The organism is Nucisporomicrobium flavum, from assembly GCF_016464385.1.
Lineage (GTDB): Bacteria > Actinomycetota > Actinomycetes > Mycobacteriales > Micromonosporaceae > Actinoplanes > Actinoplanes flavus_A.
The window spans coordinates 647,582-665,951 of record NZ_JADMLH010000002.1 but is presented as its reverse complement, the minus strand read 5'-3'; the positions used below and the strand labels follow the sequence as shown (position 1 = coordinate 665,951).

Sequence of the window (18,370 nt, the reverse complement as noted above, 5' to 3'; positions counted from 1 at the left end):
CGGTCGCACTAGGCGGCCGGCTCGGTGTCGACCTGGGGTGCCTCACCGGCGTAGAGCGTGTGGATCGCAGCGGCGGTCATGGCGCCCTGCCAGGCTGTGACGTTGTCGATGGACCCGGACAACCAGTGGGTGCTCCCGCCCGGCTGGTCCGAGCGGCCCACGACCAGGGGACCGCCTGCCTGCCAGGGCACAAGAGCCACGTTGGCGGGAGCCACGGCGTGCCGGGCGTCGGACGGCTCGGCCGGGTCGACCGGGTCTCCACCGTCGACGTGCAGCCGTAGCTGCTTCAGCCCCGGATCGAAGACGGCGACGACGTGGTGCCACTGGGTGGGGTCATCGACGGCCACGGCCGCCCAGGAAGCCTGGGTCGTGGCGCCGGCGGTGTTGCGCATGGCGAAGACGTACCTGCTGCCGCTCGACTCGTATCGCAGGTCGAAGCCGCTGAAACCCGCTCCCGGCCCGTCCTGGCTGACGATCGTCTGGGTGCCGGTGTCGTCGTCGAGGCGTACCCACGCGGCCACGGTGAACGCCTGGTCCGTCCGAAGGACCGCGGCATCCTGCAGCTGCGGCTCGGCGTCCTGCCCGGCGACATTGTGCTGCGAGTAGCCGTACTCCCGGGTGCTCGTGCCGGCGAGCGGGCTCGGCTCGGTGGCCCAGTGGGTGCCGTCGAGGAGGAGGCCGCCGTCCTGGACGCCCTCACCGGTCTGTACGCCGGGAGTGAGCGTGAGCGGACGGTCGAAGGCCGAGCCGTCCGGGGCGCCGCAGGTGTCCGGGACACCGGCCTCGTAGCACCAGCCCGCGGCGTTGAAGTCCCACGTGCCGACCTGGACCGGCTTCATGATGCCCGGCTCGTCGACCCCGTTGGAGTTCTGGTCGTCGGCACGCTGGCCGAGCAGGTCGGCGGCCACCAGAACGCGGTCGAACAGCTGCACGTCGGAGATCTCGCCGCGGAAGTAGTCGAGGGGGCCGGAGTACTTCGAGTCCGTCGCGCGGCCGACGACGACGGATCCCGTGGCGTTCCAGCCGCCGGCCCAAGTGCTCACCCAGCTCGCGGGCGGCGTCAGGTCGGACACGAGGACGCCGTCCACGTACAGCTTCAGCTTCAGCTCGGCGTCGTCGTAGACCCCAGCGACGTGCGTCCACTTCCCGACGACCGCGGAGGCGGAGCACGCCATGGCAAGCTCCGCGTCCTCGACGTCCTTGGCCCGGAGGGTGAAACACCAGGCCTTCTTGTCGGTACGGTACTGCAGGCGGAACACGCTCATCGCGGTGCCGTCCTTGGAGACGGCCGTACGGTACTTGTCGGCGTCACCGAGCCGCAGCCAGGCGGCGACGCTGAAGGACTTCGACGTGTCGAGGGAAACCGCTGCCTTCGCAGCGCCGTAGGGAGCGCCGGCGCCGGCGTCGAATGAGGCAGCCGTCCCGCCGAGCAGATGCGCGTCGGCAGCCCACGTGACATCGGCTGCACCCGGCTCCACCTGCAGCGGAGTGTCGCCCTTGGCGGCGGGGTTGGCGTCGGCCATCGCCTTCGCCGCGTCGACCAGCGGATACGTCTCCAGCTTCCAGCGGGCGAACGCCTCGCTCGGCCGGCCGACGGTGAATTCGACCTCCGCGTTGTTGCCCTCGTTCTGCGTGACGTCGATGGCGTACGCGTAGAAGGTCAGGCCCCCGTACCGCGGCGCCGTGAGCGAGACCGTCGCGGTCTTGGTCGTGGTGCCGGTGGCGTTGACGGTCCGCAGCGGGGTGTCGTCCCAGCCGTACGCGAACTTCACGACGTCCTTGTTCGTCGAGTTCAGCGTGACGGTCGCAGGCGTGCCGGGAAGCGTCGGACTCGCCTTGACGATCAACTCAGGCGGCTTCGGCACGGTCGTGTCGACCTTGAAGAAGCACCATGACGACCACGATCCGGAGATCTCGTACGGCTTGGGGTCCTTCGCCTGCGTCCGTACCGCGTACTTGTGGTCCTTCAAAGCCCCGATGAGTTTGTTGCTGGTCTGGCCGTCGCCGGCCGGGACCGTCTTCCCCGCCGGGGCGGTCCTGCGGGGGGTCGAGTCGGTGATCGACCCGTTCGCGGGCACCTCGACCCACTCCCACTTGACGGAGATGACCTGGTTGTCCTTCACGTCGGCATCCGGATAGACGGCGTACAGCGTCGGCTCCGCCGTGCCGATGGATACGTATCCCGACGTGGGACACGTGAAGCCGGAGATCTTCAGCTTGGTGGGCTTTCCCGGAGGGCTGGCGTAGTCGACGATCAGCTTGGCCTTGCTCGGGAAGAACTTCTTCCAGCGATCCCACGACGACTCGTAATCGCCGTCCGCGTTGCAGGCGCAGAACCCCATGGTGACCGTGGACGTGCCGTTCTTGGCGATGCTCTGCAGCTTGTTCGTGACCTCGGGATGGGCCTTGACGTCGGCGGGGAAGTTGACCACCTGGTCGCCCTTGCCGTCGCACCCCGAACCCTCGGGGGCACGCGACGCCGTGGCAGCCAGCCACGTCGTCAACTTCGGACTCCACTTGGTCCGGGGAGTCGACGCGATGCTTCCGGTCGCGTACATGTGCGTCCAGGTCTCTTCACAGGACGCCGAATGGTCGAGTTCCATCTGCACGTACGCGGACTCGACGTGCTTGCTCTTGAGGAAGGTCGTCGGGAACTCGAAGAAGGACCGATAGGTACGGCTGCCCTCCGGGTCCTTGCCGACCCGGGCCACCGAGACGTCGGTGTTGTTCCCGTTGTTGTTCGTGGCGTACGCCCACCGCTTCTTGCCGGTGGACCACGCGGGATCGATGTACAGCGGGAACGCGGTCGCCGGCGCGGCGAGCATGGCGGCGTCGGGACGCAGCACGAGGTCTTCGTTCTCGATGCCGACCGACACCGGAGCGACGGCCGCGGCGTCGCCCGGGGCCTTCGCGGTCGAACCGTCGAGGTCCGCCCCGTCGAGTACTGCCTGCTGCTGGGCACGCGCAGTGCCGCCGGCGGGCTGCTTCGCCGGGCGCTGCTGGGAGTCCCACATGACGGCTTCGGTGGCGGCCGCGAGCACGGTGTCACCGGCGATCGCCGCGAGCCCACCGTCCTCGCGAGCCTGGAACGCCGCGTCGCCACCGAGGTCGTAGCGGATCTGCCGGACCCGCGAGTCCGCGGCGGCCTGCGGCGTCTTGACGACGAGGACGTGCGCGAAGCCGGTATCGGTGGCGTGCACGATCAGGTCGACATCGGGGAAGACCTCGGCGTACTTGGCGGCGTCACCGAGCAGTTCGGGTTCGGGCAGGCGCCCGGGCCAGCCGATCGTCAGCCGGTGATCGTCCTTCACGAGGGTGACCAGCGGGTCCTCGGTGCCGCCGCCGGAGAACCGCACGTCGGCCACGGACGCGATCGGGCGCAGGGTTCCGTCGGACGCCTCGCGCAGGTCGAGGTTGACCGCCGCCCATTCACCGTTGTCGCGCCGGACGTGATGCGGAACCGCGGTCGCCTCGAAAGTCAGGTGCCCGTCGGGCTCGGCGAAGACCTGGGTGGTCTCGGAACGCGCGCTGGTCACCTCCACCCGGGAGGAGGTCGCGGCGGCGACGGCGACCGCTTCGGACTCGGTGGACCGTTCCTTCGGCCCGGCGGGCTTGTCCAGCGCCGAGACGGCGGGCGACGCCGTGGCTGGGTCCGACACGACCAGAGCAGACGAGCAGAACATCGTCGCGGCCGCCGAAAGGGCGACGAGCCGATACAGAGTTACGCGATTCCGGGCACAGTTCACCGACGCATGCCTAACAACCCCCGTGATCATGAGTGCAGCGGGCAAACTTTAAGGTTTCTTTCAGGAAAGTGTCAACAGCGATCGATGTCCCGGATTCCCGCATCTCCGAACTCCGTAGCCCGGCCCACGCCGCACCTCTACCCTTTGCCCATGACTGATACGGGAAGGACCGCGCGCGCCGGTCTGCCCGAGCGGCCGTCGCTGGACGGGCTCGAGGACAAGTGGGCGCGCCGCTGGCAGGAGGAGGGCACGTATGCGTTCGACCGCTCGAAGGAGCGGGCCGACGTATACGCGATCGACACGCCTCCGCCGACCGTATCGGGCGAGCTGCACATGGGGCACGTGTTCTCGTACACGCACACGGACACCGTGGCGCGGTTCCAGCGGATGCGCGGGAAGACCGTCTTCTATCCGATGGGGTGGGACGACAACGGGCTGCCCACCGAGCGGCGGGTGCAGAACGTGTACGGGGTCTACTGCGACCCGTCGCTGCCGTACGACCCGCAGTGGCAGCCGCCGCAGACTCCGCCGAAGCCCGCGGTGGCGGTGTCGCGGCGTAACTTCGTCGAGCTGTGCAACCGGCTGACCGTCGAGGACGAGAAGGCGTTCGAGGCGTTGTGGCGGCGGCTCGGGCTGTCCGTCGACTGGGCGATGACGTACACGACGATCGGCGCCAAGGCTCAGGCGGTGTCGCAGCGGGCTTTCCTCGACAATCTCGCGCGCGGGGAGGCGTACACGTCGGAGGCGCCGACGCTGTGGGACGTCGGGTTCCGCACGGCCGTCGCGCAGGCCGAGATCGAGGATCGGGAGCGGCCCGGCGCGTACCACCGGCTGCGGTTCCACGGGCCGGACGGGCCGGTCGAGATCGACACGACCCGGCCCGAGCTGCTGCCGGCCTGCGTCGCGCTGGTCACGTACCCCGGGCATCCGCTGGTCGGAAAGACCGTGCGCACCCCGCTGTTCGACGTCGAGGTCCCGGTGCACGCGCACGCCCTCGCCGAGCCGGACAAGGGTACGGGCATAGCCATGGTCTGCACATTCGGCGACCTGACCGACGTCATCTGGTGGCGCGACCTGGACCTGCCCACCCGCGTGGTGCTCGGCCGCGACGGCCGGTTCCTGCCGGACCGCCCCGACGGCGTGCCCGCGGCGGCGTACGCCCAGTTCGCAGGCCTCACCGTCAACGCGGCCCGGCGGGAGGTCGTGCGGCTGCTCGAGGAGGCCGGCGACCTGCTGGGCGAGCCGCGGCCGATCACGCACCCGGTCAAATTCTACGAGCGCGGCGACTCCCCGTTGGAGATCGTCACGAGCCGCCAGTGGTTCATCCGCAACGGTGGCCGCGACGAGCATCTCCGCGACGAGCTGCAGGAACGGGGGCGGCAGCTGCGCTGGCTGCCGGCGCACATGCGGCACCGGTACGAGCACTGGGTCGCCGGGCTCACCGGCGACTGGCTGATCAGCCGGCAGCGCTTCTTCGGGGTGCCGGTCCCCGTGTGGTACCGGCTCGACGACGCTGGCGAGCCGGACCACGGACAGCTTCTCATACCGGACGTTTCGGCGTTGCCGGTCGACCCTTCCTCGGAGTGTCCGCCGGGCTTCGACGAGTCCCAGCGCGACGTACCGGGCGGCTTCACGGCGGACCCGGACGTCATGGACACCTGGGCGACGTCGTCGCTGACCCCGCAGATCGTCGGCGGCTGGGGCACCGACGAGGACCTGTTCCGGCGGGTCTTCCCGATGGACCTGCGGCCGCAGGGTCAGGAGATCATCCGTACCTGGCTGTTCTACTCGGTGGTCCGCGCCCACTTCGAGCACGGTGCGCTGCCCTGGTCGACGACGGTGCAGTCCGGCTGGATCCTCGACCCGGACCGCAAGAAGATGTCCAAGTCCAAGGGCAACGTGGTCACGCCGATGGACCTGCTCGTGCAGCACGGCTCCGACTCGGTGCGCTACTGGGCCGCCAACGGGCGCCCGGGCGCCGATCTCGCGTTCGACCCGGCGCAGATCAAGGTGGGGCGACGGCTCGCGACCAAGCTGCTCAACGCCTCGCGCTTCGCGCTCGGGCTGGGCGCCGCCGACGCGCTGCGGCAGCCGGTCACGGCGGACCTCGACCGGGCCATGCTCGCCCGGCTCGCCACGGTGGTCGAGGAGGCGACGGCGGCGTTCGACGCGTACGACCACACGACCGCGCTCACCACGACCGAGGCGTTCTTCTGGACGTTCTGCGACGACTACATCGAGCTCGTCAAGGACCGGGCGTACGGGGAGGGGCCGGGTGCCGACTCCGCGCGGGCGGCGCTCGCTGCCGGGCTTTCGGTGCTGCTGCGGTTGTTCGCGCCGTTCCTGCCGTACGTGACGGAGGAGGTGTGGTCGTGGTGGCGCTACGGCTCGGTGCACCGCGCGACCTGGCCGACCAAGTACGAGCTCACCCGCGTCGCGCCGGACGGTGACGCGACCCTGCTGGACCTGGCCGGCGACGCGCTGCGCCAGGTCCGCCGGGCCAAGTCGGACCGCAAGCTGTCGATGAAGGCCGAAATCCCGCTCGCCGAGGCGCTCGGACCGGCCGCGCTGCTCGACCGGCTCGCGCTGGTGGAGGGCGACCTGCGCTCGGCCGGGCGGATCGGCAAGCTCGACATGCTCCCGGACCGGACGCCGGAGCTCGTCATCGCCTGCGCGTTCTGACATGCGCCGCGTCACCTACCACTCGCACGGCGGGCCCGAGGTGCTGGTGCACGAGAGTGCGCCGGATCCCACCCCGGGCCCGGGTGAGCTGCTGATCCGGGTCGAGGCGATCGGGGTCACGCTCCCGTCCGTACGGGCCACGCGTGACCCGGCCACCCCGCTGCCCGGCGTGCTGGGCGGCGAGGTGGCCGGGCCGGTCGTGGCGGTCGGGCCCGGCGTCGACGACTTCGCGCCCGGGGACCGCGTCACGTCGCTGACGTTCTCGGGTTCGTACACGGATCTGGCCGTGGCCCCCGCGATGATGGCGTCGCGGATCCCGCCGGGCGCCACCGCGGTCCAGGCGGTCTCGCTGGTACGCAGCGGGCACGTCGCGCTCGCCGCCCTGCACACCGCGGCGCTGCGGCCGGACGAGTCGGTGCTGATCACCGGGGCCGCGAGCGGCGTGGGCCACCTGCTGGTCCAGTTGTCGCGGTCCCGCCGGGTCGTCGCGGCGGTCGGGTCGCCGGAGAAGGTGGACTTCGTGCGGTCGCTCGGCGCCCACGAAGCCGTCACGTACGCGGAGCTGCCCGGGCTGGCCGGCAAGGTCGACGTGGTGCTCGACGCGGTCGGCGGGGACCTGCTCCCGGCGTTCGTGGGAGCACTCGCGCCGGGCGGGCGGCTCGTCTTCTTCAATTCCGGGGGCGGGACGGTGCCGGCGTACGAGCTGCTGGCCGGCGCCAAGACCATCACCGGCATGACCATGCGCCAGTTCGCGGCGACCCACCGCGCCCGGTACGACGAGCACGAGGCCACTCTGTGGCGGCTGCTCGAGGCGGGCGAGCTGCGTCCCGTGGTGCACGCCGAGTTCCCGCTGGCCGAGGCGACGGCCGCGCACGCGGTGATCGAGGCCCGCGCCAACCTCGGAAAGGTCGTCCTGCGCCCGGCTCCTTGAGCCTCTCCTTCGCCGAATGCGGACCTCAGGACGCGCTCGGCACGGCAGCATGGAGGCATGTCGGTCCCCCCTGAAGCGGTCGAGGCGCCCGCCGACGACGCCGTGCTGTTCCGGTCGTCACCGTGGCGCACGTTCACGGTCATGTTCGCCGTGCTGTTCGTGGCGTACGTGTCGGTGTCGCCGCTGGTGGCGTATCTGCTCGGGGCGGCACGGGAACCCTGGTGGTCGACGGCCGCGCAGGCCGCGGTGATCGGCACGATCGTCGCCGGCGGGTACGCCCTCACTTCCCGGTCCGCGCTGCGCACCTGGGTACGCGCCTCCTCGGGCGGGCTGGAGCTGGCCTCCGAGGGCAGCGACCCGGTGCTGCTGGCCTGGCCGGACATCGACCACGTGGTGGTACGCCGCAGCGGCCTGCGTACGGTCCTCGACGTGACACCGGTCGACCTGGACCGCGTCCACCCGATCGCCGAGGGCGACGACGGCTGGCCGGCGCTGCACGACGAGGAGGACGGCTCCCCCAGCTTCACCGCCGACCTGACCCAGGTATGGCCGGGCCCGCGCGCCCTGCGCCGCGAACTGGCCCGCCGGATGCGTTAACGCAGCAGTGTGGAGCCGGACTCGTCGAGCAGCTCGGGGGCCTGCGGCTGGCGGGGCGTGAGCTCGACCTGCGCGGGGACCGCCAGCTCCTCGTCGGACACGCCCATCTCCGCGAGCTTGCGGGCGCTGACCAGCACCCGGGACTCCAGCGAGCCGACCGCGCGGTTGTACGCCGTCACCGCACCGCTCAGCGACGCGCCCAGCTTGCCCACGTGGTCGCCCAGCGTGGCGAGGCGGCCGTACAGCTCGCGGGCCAGGCCGTGCACCGCGAGGGCGTTGCGGGCCAGCGCCTCCTGCCGCCACGAATACGCGACCGTGCGCAGCAACGCCACCAGGGTGGCCGGGGTGGCCAGCACGACGTTGCGGCTGAACGCGTGCTCCATCAGCGTCGCGTCCCGTTGCAGGGCCGCGTCCAGGAACGGGTCGGCCGGCACGAACAGCACCACGAAGTCCGGGGTCTGGTCGAACGCCGTCCAGTACGCCTTGCCGGCCAGTGCGTCGACGTGCCCGCGCAGGACCTTCGCGTGTTGGTCCAGGTGGGTGTCGCGGGTGCGCTCGTCGCGGGCCTCCATCGCCGACAGGTACGCGTCGAACGGCGCCTTGGCGTCCACCACCACCGACCGGCCGCCGTGCAGGCGCACCACCATGTCGGGGCGTACGCCCTGGTGGTCGGTGGCGGACGTGACCTGCTCGGCGAAGTCGCAGTGCTCCAGCAGCCCGGCGGCCTCGACGATGCGGCGCAGCTGATGCTCACCCCAGCGGCCCCGGACCTGCGGCGCCCGCAGCGCGGCGACCAGCTGTTTCGTCTCCGTCCGCAGCTCGCCCGAGACCAGGCCCATCGCGCGCACCTGCTCGCGCAGCTCGGCGTACGCGTCGACCCGGTCGTGTTCCAGCTCGCCGACCCGCTGCTCGTAGCGGCGCAGCATGTCGTGCAGCGGCGCGACGGCGCGCGCGACCGCCTCCTGCGACTGGGCGGTGGCCTCGTAGGACAGCGCCCGCAGCGACTGCTCGAGGCGCTCCTCGCCGTCCTTGCCGGCCTGCACGGTCGCCTCCAGCCGGGCGATGTCCGCGGCGGCGCGCAACCGCGCGGCGAACCACCCCAGCGCGGCCCCCACCGCCAGACAGATGATCACCACGGCCAGCGTCGAGAAGGTCACCCTGCGAGCTTGCCAGAGGCGTACGACGTTCCCGGCGCGGGTACCGTCGAGATATGAAGGTGTTTCTGCTGCTGTTCCTGGTTCTGATCGTGGTGGCGCTGGTCCTCGCGTGGCGCCGGGGCACCGCGGCCCGCGAGCAGCGGCAGCTCGACGACGCCCGCGCCGAGGCGCAGCGCTGGTACGAGCGGCTCGGCGGTCAGGTGATGAACCTGCACGCCGACGACGCCGCGGCCCGGCAGGCGCTCGCCGACGCGTCGGAGCGTTACAACGCCGCCGGTGGACAGTTGCAGCAGGCCCGCTCGATGCGCCAGTTCCAGCTGGCCCGGGAGTCGGCGCTGGAAGGGCTGGCGTACGTGCGCGCGGCCCGTACGGCGATGGGTCTCGACCCGGGCCCGGACCTGCCGCCGCTGATGAGCTCGCAGGGGGCGGGCCAGCTCACCCGCGAGCGCGAGGTGACCGTGCAGGGGCACCAGTACAAGGCCGGACCGCAGCCCGGAGCGGACACGCCCTACTACTACCCCGGCGGCCGGGTGCAGGGCCGTCCCGTACCGGCCGGCTGGTATTCGACGCCGGTGTGGAAGACCGCGCTCGGCGCCGGGGCGGGTGTGCTCGGCGGCATGCTCATCTTCGACGCGCTGCTGTCACCGGGCTTCGGCGACATGGGGTACGGCGACGGCTACCAGGACGGCTTCCAGGACGCCGCGAACGACTTCGGCGGCGACGACGTCCAGGCGGGCGACTTCGGCGGCGCGGACCAGGGCGCCGACTTCGGCAGCGGCAGCGGCGGCGGGGACTGGGGCGGCGGAGACTTCGGCGGGGGCGACTTCGGCGGCGACTTCTGAGCTGTCCGGCGCGCTTCTGAGCGTCAGGAGCGGGCGGCCGCCGCGGCCTTCATGTCGCGGCGCAGCTCCTGCGGGAGCGAGAACGTCAGCCGTTCCTCCGCGGTCGTGTACTCGGTGACCTCGCCGAACCCGCGCTCCCCGAGGTGGGCCAGCACGTCCATGACCAGGTCGTCCGGGACGCTGGCGCCGGAGCTGACGCCGACCGTCGTCGCGCCCTCGAGCCACTCGTCCCGGATCTCGGACGCGTAGTCCACCAGGTGACCGGCGCGGGCACCGGCACCGAGGGCCACCTCGACGAGGCGTACGGAATTGGACGAGTTCCTCGAACCGACCACGATGACCACGTCGCACTCCGGCGCGATCTCCTTGATCACGTGCTGCCGGTTGGAAGTGGCGTAGCAGATGTCGTCGCTGGGCGGCGACTGCAGCAGCGGCAGCCGCGTCTTGAGCCGCGCGACGGTCTCCATGGTCTCGTCCACGCTCAGCGTCGTCTGCGACAGCCAGACCACCTTCGCCGGGTCGCGCACGACCACGTTCTCGACGTCGTCGGGGCCGTCGACCAGCTGGATGTGCGCGGGGGCCTCGCCGGAGGTGCCGATGACCTCCTCGTGCCCCTCGTGGCCGATGAGCAGGATGTCGTAGTCCTCGGCGGCGAACCGGCGGGCCTCGTGGTGCACCTTCGTCACCAGCGGGCAGGTCGCGTCGATCGCCTTGAGGTTGCGCGCGCGGGCCTGCTCGTGCACCTCGGGGGCCACGCCGTGCGCGGAGAACACGACGGTCGAGCCCTCGGGGACCTCCTCGTTCTCCTCCACGAAGATCGCACCGCGGGCCTCGAGGGTGCTCACCACGTGCTTGTTGTGCACGATCTGCTTGCGCACGTAGACCGGGGCGCCGTAGAGCTTGAGCGCCTCCTCGACCGTCTGCACCGCGCGGTCGACACCGGCGCAGTAGCCCCGCGGCTTGGCGAGGAGCACACGCTTGCGGACCGGGGTGGAGGCGTCAGAAGTCACCCGGCCATGGTATCCGCCCTCGCCGCGGATCTCGCTTCCTGCGATACGGGCCACAACCCCCCGGCCACCGGCGGATACTCGGCCCATGAGCGCCGTCGGCACCGCGCTGCGCCTGGTCATCGGCTGGATCAGCGTGATCGTCGGCGTGCTGAACCTCATCGCCGACGCGGACGACCTCTCCGACCGCGCGTACCTCGCGTTCAGCGGCATGCTGGTGGTCGGCGGAGTGATCCTGGTGTCGCTCGCGGGAATCGGGGCGCGGCCCGGCATCGCGAGCTACCTGACCGGCGGGGTGGTCATGGTCGCCGGGCTGGTGGCGGGACGCGGATACCCCTTCCCGTTCGCCGACGCCCGCGGGCTCGTCGCCGACGTCTTCTTCTGGGGGTACGCCGGCCTGGTCCTGATGCTGCTGGTGGCCCTGGTACGGCGTACCACCGCACGGACGCAGGAGCACCCGCCCGTAGGCTAGGCCGGGTGACCCAGCCGGAGCCCAAGTCCAGCGCCGACGAGCCGTGGCCCGTACGCGTCGTGAGCCAGAAGCTCGGCGCGTGGGTCGCCAAGCTCGGCTGGGTGTGGGTCGACGGGCAGGTCGCCCAGATCAGTCGCCGGCCCGGCGCGAGCGTGGTGTTCCTGACCCTGCGCGACCCGTCGGCCGACCTGAGCCTCACCGTCACCGCTCACCGCGACGTGCTCGACGCCGGCGCACCGGAGCTGAGCGAGGGCGCCCGGGTCACCCTGCACGCCAAGCCGGAGTTCTACCCGGCCCGTGGCTCGCTGAGCCTGCGCGCCGACGAGATCCGCCAGGTCGGCCTCGGTGAGCTGCTGGCCCGCCTCGAACGGCTGAAGAAGCTGCTCGCGGCCGAGGGCCTGTTCGCCCGGGAGCGCAAGCGCCGCCTGCCGTTCCTGCCGCAGCGGATCGGGTTGATCACCGGCCGGGCCTCGGCGGCCGAACGGGACGTGCTGATGAACACCCGCCGCCGCTGGCCGGGCGTCGACTTCCGGGTGATCAACGTGCCGGTGCAGGGCCCGACCGCGGTGCCACAGATCATCGACGCGCTCAAGGTGCTGGAGAACGACGACACGGTCGACGTCATCGTGATCGCGCGCGGCGGTGGCAGCGTCGAGGACCTGCTGCCCTTCTCCGACGAGGCGCTGTGCCGGGCGGTGTTCGGCTGCCGTACGCCCGTGGTCAGCGCGATCGGCCACGAGACCGACGCGCCGCTGCTGGACTACGTCGCCGACCTGCGCGCGTCCACGCCGACCGACGCGGCGAAGCGGATCGTGCCGGACCTCGGCGAGGAGCGGCAGCTGATCGGGCAGGCCCGGCGGCGCCTCGACCGGGCGGTGCTGGCGCTGGTGGACCGCGAGGCGCACCGGCTGGAGGCCTTCCGGTCCCGGCCGTCGCTGGCCCGGCCGGAGACCTTCGTCGAGCAGCGCGCCGCCGAGGTCAGCGGGCTGCGCGACCGCGCCACGCGCAGCCTCGAGCACCGGGTGCGCCGGGCCGACGACGATTTGCGGCACACCCTCGCGCGACTGCGGGCGCTGTCGCCCAAGGCGACCCTCGAGCGGGGCTACGCGATCGTGCAGCGCGCCGACGGGCACGTGGTGCGGGCCGCGGACGAGGTCGCCGCGGGGGACGTTCTACGCGTACGGCTGGCCGACGGTGAGCTGAGCACGGAGGTACGGGAGAACAGATGAGCGACGAGACACTGAGCTACGAGCAGGCGCGGGGCGAGCTCGCCACGGTCGTCGAGAAGCTGGAGCAGGGCGGCGCCTCGCTGGAGGAGTCGCTGGCGCTGTGGGAACGCGGCGAGAAGCTGGCCGACGTCTGCCAGAAGTGGCTGGACGGCGCCCGGGACCGCATCGAGACCGCCCGCGCCGCGCGCCCCGAGCAATAGGGGTCAGGGCAGGGCGCCGGCCAGCGTCTCGAGGTGCTGGGACGAGGCCGGGCCGAGCACGATGACCGTACGGCCGCTCTCCCGCAGCACGAGCGCGTTCTCGCCGGGGCGGCCCTCGTACCGTTGCCAGGTCCGTGCCTCGTCGCGGAACGTGCCCACCGGCTCGCGCGGCTTGTCGCCGAGCTCGGCCGGGACGATGGTGGTGGGCGCGACGCTGCTCTCGATGAGCTGGATCGGCTTCTTGTCCGGGTCGACGTAGCCGAGCCGCAGCGTGGCGCCGTCGTCGTCGCGCTTGAACGTGGCGCTCTGCACGTGCCAGTCGTCGCCGAGGCCCTGCGGGGCGCTCACCGGGAAGACCGCGGCCGACCGGGCCTGCTGCAGCGTGGGCTCGGGGTCCATGCCGATCGGCTCGTCGCCGCCGAGCACCAGCCGGTAGAAGAGCAGCAGCAGCGCGATCGGGACGAGCAGGACGGCGAGGGACAACGCCATGTCCCGCGGCCGGCGCTCTTCACGCTTGCCGATGGCGGGGGTCTCGGGGCTGGACACCCCACCATTGTTAACCATGTCGCGGACGCGGGACTTCGCGCGGGCCGCCGTGTGAGGATCGGACGACCACACCCCGCACCGTCGCGAGGAGGCCCTCTCATGCCCGCTGCCGCCAACCCCCAGGATCTCGACCGCAACATCGCCCTCGATCTCGTCCGCGTCACCGAGGCCGCCGCGATGGCCGCCGGCCGGTGGGTGGGCCGCGGCGACAAGAACGGCGGCGACGGCGCCGCCGTGGACGCCATGCGCAAGCTCATCAACTCGATCCAGATGCGCGGCGTGGTCGTCATCGGCGAGGGTGAGAAGGACGAGGCGCCGATGCTCTTCAACGGTGAGCAGGTCGGCGACGGGACCGGTCCGGAGGTCGACGTGGCCGTCGACCCGATCGACGGCACGACGCTGATGAGCAAGGGCATGCCCGGCGCGGTGTCGGTGCTGGCCGTCGCGGAGCGCGGCGCCATGTTCGACCCCAGCGCGGTGTTCTACATGGAGAAGATCGCGGTCGGCCCGGACTGCGCCGACGTGATCGACATCAACGCCGGGGCGACCGAGAACCTGCGCCGCATCGCCAAGGCGAAGCGTTCCGACGTCTCCGACGTCACGGTGTGCATCCTGGACCGGCCGCGGCACCAGGCCCTGGTCGAGGAGGTACGCGCGGCCGGCGCGAACATCCGTTTCATCTCCGACGGCGACATCGCGGGCGCCATCTCGGCCGCCCGCACCGAGTCCGACGTCGACGTGCTGATGGGCATCGGCGGCACGCCGGAGGGCATCACCGCCGCGTGCGCGCTGAAGTGCCTCGGCGGCGAGATCCAGGCGAAGCTGTGGCCGCTGGACGACGCCGAACGCGAGAAGGCGCGGGCCGGCGGGCACGACCTCGACCGGGTGCTCACCACCGACGACCTGGTCACCGGCGACAACTGCTTCTTCGTCGCGACCGGCGTGACCTCGGGCGACCTGCTCAAGGGCGTACGGTACCGGGCCGGCGGGGCGCACACGCAGTCGATCGTGATGCGCTCCAAGAGCGGCACGATCCGGGTCATCGACTCGTACCACCGGCTGGAGAAGCTGAAGCAGTATTCGGCGGTGGACTTCGACGGGCACCTGCCCACGGTCTGGCCCTCGGTGCGCGAATGACCCAGACCGGCACGTCGCTGCCGGCCGTGACAGCCACGCGGCGCGCGGTCGGCGTAGCGCTCGCGGTCCTCGCGGGCGTCGCGCTGGCCGTGCAGTCGCGGATCAACGGCGAGCTGGCCGTACGCCTCGACGACCCGATCGGCGCCGCGCTGATCTCGTTCGGCTCGGGCCTGCTCGTGCTCATCGTGCTCGTACCGGCGCTGCCGTCGGGCCGGGCCGGGCTGCGCTCCCTGCGCGCGGGCCTGCGCGACCGCCGGATCCGTCTCCTGCAGTGCGTCGGCGGCGTGTGCGGTGGCTTCCTCGTCGCCACGCAAGGGCTCACGGTGCCGACGCTCGGCGTGGCGGTCTTCATCGTGGCGGTGGTTGCGGGCCAGTCGTCGAGCAGCCTGATGGTGGACCGCGCGGGCACCGGCCCCGGCGGCCCGCAGCCGGTCACCACCCCCCGGCTGGCCGGCGCGGTCCTCACGGTGGCGGCGGTGGTGATCTCGGTGGCGGACCGCATCGGCCATTCGGGCGCGCTGGTCCTGGCGATCCTGCCCCTGCTCGCGGGCCTGGGCATCGCCTGGCAGCAGGCCGTGAACGGCCACGTCCGCATCGTCGCGAACAGCGCGATGGTGGCGGGCCTGATCAACTTCCTGACGGGTACGGCGGTCCTCGTCCTCGCGTACGCGATCTCCGTGCTGGTCCGCGGCACCCCGGGCCACCTGCCGCACGGCCCCTGGTGGCTGTACGTCGGCGGCACGATGGGCATCGTCTTCATCGCGGTGGGCGCCACGGTGGTCCGTTACACGGGCGTCCTCCTGCTCGGCCTGAGCATGATCGCCGGCCAGGTGACGGGCGCGCTGCTGGTCGACGAGATCGTCCCGGGCGACGCGGGCCGCCCGGGCTGGAACACGATCCTGGGCGCGGCCCTGACGCTGGTCGCGGTGGGCGTCGCGGTCCTGCCCGCCCGCCGCCGCGGATAGTCCTCGGCATGGACGATCTCGCCGACTTCGTCTCGCAGATGGCGATCCTGGTCCGGGAGGAGGCGCCGCTGCACGAGATCCCGCACGGCTCGCGCGATCTCGTGGGCGCCGGCGCGGTGGTGAATCACGGCCCCTGGCCGGCCTCGACGTGCGCGGCAGTGCTGACGCTGTGGCATCGCGCCGGCTGGATCGGCTTCTCCTTCCGCGACCCGCCCGCCGGATGGGACGTCGCCCCGGCGGAATGGCGGAGTCGCCTGGTCCACGGCGAGGACCTGGCGGCCCGGGACATCGACGACATTCTGGACCACCCCGAGCGCTGGGTCCCCGAGAAGGCGGACGGCCACGTGCAGCCGTACCGAACCGACCAGGGCGCGAAAACGCCGCAGGAGCAGTGGTTCGACCTGGTCATCGAGACGGCTCGGAGCCTTCCGCTCAGACCGGCGACCTGAGCGCTGAGCCGCGTCAGATGTCGGTGAGGGTGGCGTCCGGGCCGTAGAGGGCCGGCAGGGGCCGCGGCCGCCGGCGGCGGAAGGCGATCGCCGCGATGACGCCGCCGAGCAGGCCGAGCAGGTGGCCCTGCCAGGAGATGGGCTGGTCGGTGGGAAGCACGTTGTAGATCTGGTACCAGTAGAGGAGCCCGATGAAGGCCGCCACCCCGAGGTTCCACCAGCTGCGCTCGACGAAGCCGCGGGCGAAGAGCAGGCCGAGGTAGCCGAAGATCACGCCGCTCGCGCCGACCACCACGCTGCTGGGGTCGCCGACGAGCCAGACGCCGAAGCCGCTGACCAGGACGATGACCAGGGTCGACCAGAGGAACCGGCGGGTGCCTCCGGCCAGCGCGAACGTGCCGACGAGGATGAGCGGGACGCTGTTGCCGTACAGGTGGTCCCAGCCGGCGTGCAGGAACGGGCTGAACAGCACGCCGTCGAGGCCGTCGATGCGGCGCGGGATGATGCCGCCGGCGACGTCGAGGCTGCCGGGGCCGAGGCCGCGGTCGATGGCCTCGATGAGGAACAGCACCGGGATGACGGCGCACATGGCGACGAAGGCCCGGCCGATGGAGGCGAAGAAGGCCTCGGTGCCGAACTTGGCCGACGTGTCGTCCTGCGCACCCGGATAGCTCATGTCTCGATGGTTACCGATCGGCGCCACGGTCGCCAACTGCGGGTGGTGGATCGGGCACGGTCAGCTGAGTTTGCGGGTGGCCGTACGGATGGCCGGCCGGAACGCGGACACCTGGGTGTAGACGCCGGGGTAGCCCTTGCGGGCGCAGCCCAGCCCCCAGCTCACGATGCCGACCTGCACCCACCGGTCCCCGGAGCGGCGCACCATCGGCCCGCCGGAGTCGCCCTGGCAGGTGTCGACGCCCGGCCTGCCCGCGCAGATCGATTCGTCCTCGACGAGCTGGACGCCGACGCCCCGGTACGCCTTCGCGCAGTCGTGGTCGGAGACGACCGGCACGGTGGCGTACCGGAGCCGCTTCTCCTGGCGCATCGACTGCTCGCTGGTCTGTCCCCACCCCAGGATGGTCCGCGACCCTTTCTCGTCGCCGCCGTGGGCGAGTTCGAGGGTCGGGAGGTCCAGCGCGTGGTCGAGCCGGATGAGCGCCCAGTCGTCGCCGCTGACCTCGCCGTGGAAGCCCGCGGCGCGGACCACCGAGACGGATCGAGCGGTCAGGGCCTTCGGGGACTTGAGGTTGGTCACCCCGGCGATGACGCCGATGCTGTCGTCGGGCCCGGTGCCGTTGACGCAGTGCCCGGCGGTGAGGACCACGCGCGGGGCGGTCAGCGCGCCGCCGCAGCCCATCGAGAGCCGCACCATCCACGGGAACTGGCCTTCCGCGGCGAGGGAGCCCCCGACCACCTCACGTACCGGCGGGGAGCCGTCCTGGGCGCTGGCGGCCATCTGGCTCGCGGTCAGGACGGAGGCGAGGATTCCGAGCACGACCAGCGATGCGACTTTCCGGACCATGCGGACATTTGATCACTGCCGGGGACAGAGGAAAGGGGTACGCGCCGAAGCACGTACCCCTTTGCCCGAACGGGTGTGGCTCAGTACCAGCCGGTGCTCTCGGAGTGCGCCCAGGCACCGCAGGGGGTGTCGTACCGGCCCTCGATGTAGCCGAGGCCCCACTTGATCTGGGTCGCCGCGTTGGTACGCCAGTCGTCGGCGACCGTGCCCATCTTGCTGCCGGGCAGCGCCTGCGGGATGCCGTACGCGCCGGAGCTGGGGTTGGAGGCCTTCGGGTTCCAGCCGCTCTCGCGCTTCCACAGCTTGTCGAGGCAGGGGAACTGGTCGATGCCGAAGCCCGCGTCGATCATCAGCGCGCAGCCGGTCTCCCGGGTGCCGCTGTACTCGTTGCAGGAGTCGGGGATCGGCCCGGTGTAGGCGACCGAGCCGCCGGAGCTGCCGGAGCCGCTCTTCTCCGCCTTGGCGGCCTTCTCGGCCGCCTCCTTCTCGATCGCCTCCTGCGCCTTCGTGCGCGCCTTGCCGGCGGCGGCCTTGGCCTGGGCCATGGCCTCGGAGGCTGCCGCGCCCTCGGCCTTGCGCCGGTACGCGCGCGCCGCCGCGTGCTGGGCCTGCCGCTCCTTGAGGTACTGGATCTCCTCGACCTCCGCACGGGAGTCGACGAGCTTGACCTGGGAGGTGGCAGTGGCGCTCCGCGCCTGGACTTCCCGGTCCTGTCCGAGGTAGACCCCGCCGATGACGCCTGCGACGAGCAGGCCGACGGAGGCCGCACGGATTCCGACCCGGCTCCAGAGCCGATTCACGAAGATTTCCCTTCGTAGGGGGCAATGACGCGGGGCGGCACCGCCGGCTTGCAGCCCGGCGGCGGCTCACACCGCGAGCATCCGGCCC

At 71.7% G+C, this 18,370-nt stretch carries 17 protein-coding genes; 10 read left to right on the top strand and 7 right to left on the bottom strand.

Annotated elements, in window-relative coordinates; genetic code table 11:
* Window positions 1–8: 8 nt before the first annotated feature.
* Entirely contained in the window at window positions 9–3,659 is a 3,651-nt protein-coding gene (locus tag IT780_RS43005) for a LamG domain-containing protein (protein ID WP_199510606.1), read from the bottom strand.
* A 237-nt stretch (window positions 3,660–3,896) separates the two neighbouring features.
* Here IT780_RS43005 and valS point away from each other — a divergent pair, with 237 nt between their 5' ends.
* Genes valS through IT780_RS07240 form a run of 3 tightly spaced genes read left to right on the top strand, consistent with a single transcriptional unit; the run spans window position 3,897 to window position 7,956 of the window.
* A complete protein-coding gene (valS, locus tag IT780_RS07250) occupies window positions 3,897–6,428 on the top strand; it encodes a valine--tRNA ligase (protein ID WP_199510605.1) in 2,532 nt (843 codons plus the stop codon).
* A gap of 1 nt (window position 6,429) precedes the next feature.
* Window positions 6,430–7,359, top strand: a complete 930-nt coding sequence (locus tag IT780_RS07245; RefSeq protein WP_199510604.1) for a quinone oxidoreductase family protein — start codon at window positions 6,430–6,432, stop codon at window positions 7,357–7,359.
* A gap of 57 nt (window positions 7,360–7,416) precedes the next feature.
* On the top strand, window positions 7,417–7,956 hold the full coding sequence (locus IT780_RS07240) for a hypothetical protein (RefSeq protein ID WP_199510603.1): 540 nt from the start codon (window positions 7,417–7,419) through the stop codon (window positions 7,954–7,956).
* Here the strand turns inward: IT780_RS07240 and IT780_RS07235 are convergent.
* The gene (locus IT780_RS07235) at window positions 7,953–9,113 is read right to left on the bottom strand and encodes a DNA recombination protein RmuC (protein ID WP_199510602.1); all 1,161 of its coding nucleotides are present in this window, start codon (window positions 9,111–9,113) and stop codon (window positions 7,953–7,955) included. The two genes, IT780_RS07240 and IT780_RS07235, sit on opposite strands and share 4 nt — an antisense overlap.
* A gap of 53 nt (window positions 9,114–9,166) precedes the next feature.
* On the opposite strand from IT780_RS07235, the gene IT780_RS07230 reads away from it, so the two are divergent.
* Window positions 9,167–9,955 carry a hypothetical protein gene (locus IT780_RS07230; RefSeq protein WP_199510601.1) on the top strand — a complete coding sequence of 263 codons (789 nt, stop codon included), beginning with the start codon at window positions 9,167–9,169 and terminating at the stop codon, window positions 9,953–9,955.
* A gap of 23 nt (window positions 9,956–9,978) precedes the next feature.
* Here IT780_RS07230 and IT780_RS07225 read toward each other — a convergent pair whose 3' ends face one another.
* Window positions 9,979–11,085 (bottom strand): 4-hydroxy-3-methylbut-2-enyl diphosphate reductase, encoded by a 1,107-nt coding sequence (locus IT780_RS07225; protein ID WP_372443625.1) that lies wholly within the window; start codon window positions 11,083–11,085, stop codon window positions 9,979–9,981.
* On the opposite strand from IT780_RS07225, the gene IT780_RS07220 reads away from it, so the two are divergent.
* The 3 genes from IT780_RS07220 to IT780_RS07210 are packed head-to-tail and all read left to right on the top strand — an operon-like array spanning window position 11,051 to window position 12,863.
* Window positions 11,051–11,434, top strand: a complete 384-nt coding sequence (locus IT780_RS07220) for a hypothetical protein (protein ID WP_199510599.1) — start codon at window positions 11,051–11,053, stop codon at window positions 11,432–11,434. The genes IT780_RS07225 and IT780_RS07220 overlap by 35 nt on opposite strands.
* A gap of 5 nt (window positions 11,435–11,439) precedes the next feature.
* Window positions 11,440–12,663, top strand: coding sequence for an exodeoxyribonuclease VII large subunit (gene xseA, locus IT780_RS07215; RefSeq protein ID WP_199510598.1), 1,224 nt, complete (start codon window positions 11,440–11,442; stop codon window positions 12,661–12,663).
* Entirely contained in the window at window positions 12,660–12,863 is a 204-nt protein-coding gene (locus IT780_RS07210; protein ID WP_199510597.1) for an exodeoxyribonuclease VII small subunit, read from the top strand. The genes xseA and IT780_RS07210 overlap by 4 nt, the downstream gene beginning before the upstream one ends.
* Before the next feature lie 3 nt (window positions 12,864–12,866).
* Here IT780_RS07210 and IT780_RS07205 read toward each other — a convergent pair whose 3' ends face one another.
* Window positions 12,867–13,409 carry a DUF4245 domain-containing protein gene (locus IT780_RS07205; RefSeq protein WP_307831077.1) on the bottom strand — a complete coding sequence of 181 codons (543 nt, stop codon included), beginning with the start codon at window positions 13,407–13,409 and terminating at the stop codon, window positions 12,867–12,869.
* A 99-nt stretch (window positions 13,410–13,508) separates the two neighbouring features.
* Here IT780_RS07205 and glpX point away from each other — a divergent pair, with 99 nt between their 5' ends.
* The 3 genes from glpX to IT780_RS07190 are packed head-to-tail and all read left to right on the top strand — an operon-like array spanning window position 13,509 to window position 15,960.
* Entirely contained in the window at window positions 13,509–14,546 is a 1,038-nt protein-coding gene (gene glpX / locus IT780_RS07200; protein WP_199510595.1) for a class II fructose-bisphosphatase, read from the top strand.
* Window positions 14,543–15,511, top strand: coding sequence for a DMT family transporter (locus tag IT780_RS07195; RefSeq protein WP_199510594.1), 969 nt, complete (start codon window positions 14,543–14,545; stop codon window positions 15,509–15,511). Before glpX ends, IT780_RS07195 begins: the two co-directional genes overlap by 4 nt.
* An 8-nt stretch (window positions 15,512–15,519) precedes the next feature.
* Window positions 15,520–15,960, top strand: a complete 441-nt coding sequence (locus IT780_RS07190) for a hypothetical protein (RefSeq protein WP_199510593.1) — start codon at window positions 15,520–15,522, stop codon at window positions 15,958–15,960.
* A gap of 13 nt (window positions 15,961–15,973) precedes the next feature.
* Here the strand turns inward: IT780_RS07190 and IT780_RS07185 are convergent, their stop codons facing one another.
* From IT780_RS07185 to IT780_RS07175, 3 genes are all read right to left on the bottom strand, one after another.
* Entirely contained in the window at window positions 15,974–16,636 is a 663-nt protein-coding gene (locus IT780_RS07185; RefSeq protein ID WP_199510592.1) for a rhomboid family intramembrane serine protease, read from the bottom strand.
* Window positions 16,637–16,696: 60 nt separating this feature from the next.
* Window positions 16,697–17,482, bottom strand: coding sequence for a S1 family peptidase (locus IT780_RS07180; RefSeq protein ID WP_199510591.1), 786 nt, complete (start codon window positions 17,480–17,482; stop codon window positions 16,697–16,699).
* Between the two features lie 80 nt (window positions 17,483–17,562).
* Complete coding sequence (locus IT780_RS07175) at window positions 17,563–18,282, bottom strand: aggregation-promoting factor C-terminal-like domain-containing protein (protein WP_199510590.1); 720 nt, start codon at window positions 18,280–18,282, stop codon at window positions 17,563–17,565.
* Window positions 18,283–18,370 lie beyond the last annotated feature (88 nt).